The following is a 2,137-nucleotide window of genomic DNA, read 5'->3' on the forward strand; positions in this document are numbered from 1 at the left end:
GAGCGGTCCGGACGACGGGGGCCGTCATGTGGGTCAGCATCACGTAGCGTCCGCGGCTGTCCTCGTTGTGCCCCACCAGGACCACGCCGTTCTCGGAGGCTCTGCGCCCCACCAACACCGTCATGCAGGCGTGCGCGGGCCGCCCCCAAAGGAGCGCCAGCACGAGCGCACCGAAAACCGCCGCTGTCATCAACAGAAACATCCAAACGGACCTCCTCGGCAGAGGCGCCCGACCTCGCGGGCCACCTCCAAAGATATGGGTGAATTGTTTATTATCGCACCAAATCGACAAAACGGACAGGCCCCGTTCAGGCCGACGGACAAAACGTTCCGCCGCAGGAGAGCGCCGCCGTGAGCGGATCGGGGCGTTCGGCCCTCACGAGGGCGGAGATGGAGCGAAGCCGCAGCGCCATGGCCTGACGGGACACCCGATAGCGCCGGGCAAGCGCCTCCGGGCCGGCTCCGGCCTCGGCGGCGACCATCGCAAGGGGCATCAGGAGCTCCGCCGCGAAGAGGTCGGCCTGGCGTCCTGCCGCTCGTCCGACAGGGAGGGCCGCTCCAGGGCGGAGCGGTGCCCCAGGAGGGCGTGTCCCAGCTCGTGGGCGATGGAGAAGCGCGCCCGGACGAGGGGGATCGAGGTGTTGACCATCAGGACCCGCCGTCCCCGAACCTCCGCCAAAAGCGCCCCGAAGGCGTCGCAGGGCTGGGCGTAAACCTCGATGTCCAGGTGGTCGCAGATGACGCTCAAGCTCACCGGTGGCGCGGACATCCGCGGCATCGTCGATCGCAGGAGGGACGCCGCAGCCTCCCGCGCAGGGCCCAAAAGCCCATCCTGGAACATCGCCTTCAAAACCCGTCCCGGACGCGACGCGTCTTGATGGCGTCCACGGCATAGCCCAGGGCCAGCCTCAGGCTCGAGGCCAGGAACTTCCAGTCCTCCTCCGTGAAGGAGTCCTGGTCCTTCACGAAGCTGCGAAGGTACAGGGCCAGCTGCGGGTCGTTCTCGAGCGTTCGGGTCACGAAGGTGCGGGCGTCCTCGCCCAGCGCCGAGAGCTCCGTCCTGTCGTCGCACTTCAGCCCCAGGAGCTCCCGCACGTCGCAGGAGAGCGCCGAGGCGATGGGCAGCAGCATGTCCGAGCTGAGCCCCTTGACGCTCGACTCGATGCGGCTGATGTTCGCCTGCGTCACCCCCAGCTTCCTGGCCAGCTCCTCCTGGTTCATGCCCAGCGCCCGGCGGCGCGCCTTGATGTTGGCGCCGATCGAAGCCATCCTAAAATCCCCCTCCTCAAAATTCAGCAGCATCCGGCGGCACTGCATTTTCTCAGAAAGTGTCTCAGGAGTGTCCCCCCGTCACGCCCCTATATAATAACATGGTGACAACGAGATAATTGCTTATGCAGTTAACGTTGATGCCGTTCAACGGGCGGGCCTCTGGTGAAACTCCTGCCGGGCCTCGCGCCGAAACGGCCTCCTCCGCCCCCGGATGAGCCGCCCGGCGGCCCCGACGCTCCCGCCTGATGTTTTTCACGGATGGCATTTACGGCATTTCGTCCTATTATTGAATGGTTAAGCAATCGAACGCCGCGTTCACGGCGCGGCGCGATCCATGATTATTTCACGAAGGGGAGTGCGTTTCATGGGAGACGGAGCACGCGCAAGGCCCGGCCGGAGGACAGCGAGGGGAGGAGGGCACGGCGTCGTCAAATTTCTCCTTGGCCTCGTCGCCCTGCTTGCCGTCATAGGAGGCATCCTGTCCTTCGTTGACATCGGGGGCGACCTGATCCTCGGCGTCGCAAAGGAGCAGTTGAAGAAGCAGGCCCGGCTGGAGCTGACGGCCGAGGGCGTCAGCGGGAACCCCCTGAAGGGCTACCGAATCTCCGACTTCTCCGTCGCCACCGAGAGCGGGGATCGGCTCCTCTCCGCGCGGTCCCTCTCCGCCAGCCTGAACTTCTCGGCGCTCCTGAGGGGGTCACTGCGGCTGGCGAACCTGTCGGTCGGCGGGGTGGACATGGACCTCGACCAGCTCCTCGATGAGGTCCGGAAGCTTGAGCTTCCCCAGGGCGGGAGCGGCGGCGGCGAGGTCCCCCTGGACCGCATCAGCCTGACGGACAGCCGCTTCACGTCGAAGTGGGGCGTC

The 2,137-nt window shown here is 66.2% G+C and carries 5 protein-coding genes; 1 reads left to right on the forward strand and 4 read right to left on the reverse strand.

From position 1 onward, the window contains the following. From SY1_RS00990 to SY1_RS01005, 4 genes are all read right to left on the reverse strand, one after another. The coding region (locus SY1_RS00990) for a C69 family dipeptidase (protein ID WP_208872508.1) at nt 1-202 on the reverse strand (202 nt) is incomplete at its 3' end. A gap of 106 nt (nt 203-308) precedes the next feature. Next, nucleotides 309-494: a hypothetical protein gene (locus tag SY1_RS12505; RefSeq protein WP_015555888.1), complete on the reverse strand. Its 186-nt coding sequence runs from the start codon at nt 492-494 to the stop codon at nt 309-311. After that, entirely contained in the window at nt 494-769 is a 276-nt protein-coding gene (locus SY1_RS12510) for an ImmA/IrrE family metallo-endopeptidase (RefSeq protein ID WP_208872509.1), read from the reverse strand. Before SY1_RS12510 ends, SY1_RS12505 begins: the two co-directional genes overlap by 1 nt. Before the next feature lie 77 nt (nt 770-846). Beyond that, the gene (locus SY1_RS01005) at nt 847-1,269 is read right to left on the reverse strand and encodes a helix-turn-helix domain-containing protein (RefSeq protein WP_015555890.1); all 423 of its coding nucleotides are present in this window, start codon (nt 1,267-1,269) and stop codon (nt 847-849) included. Nucleotides 1,270-1,636: 367 nt separating this feature from the next. Here SY1_RS01005 and SY1_RS01010 point away from each other — a divergent pair. Further along, the coding region (locus tag SY1_RS01010; RefSeq protein ID WP_208872510.1) for a hypothetical protein at nt 1,637-2,137 on the forward strand (501 nt) is incomplete at its 3' end.

The organism is Fretibacterium fastidiosum (assembly GCF_000210715.1).
In the GTDB taxonomy this organism is placed as follows: Bacteria; Synergistota; Synergistia; order Synergistales; family Aminobacteriaceae; genus Fretibacterium; species Fretibacterium fastidiosum.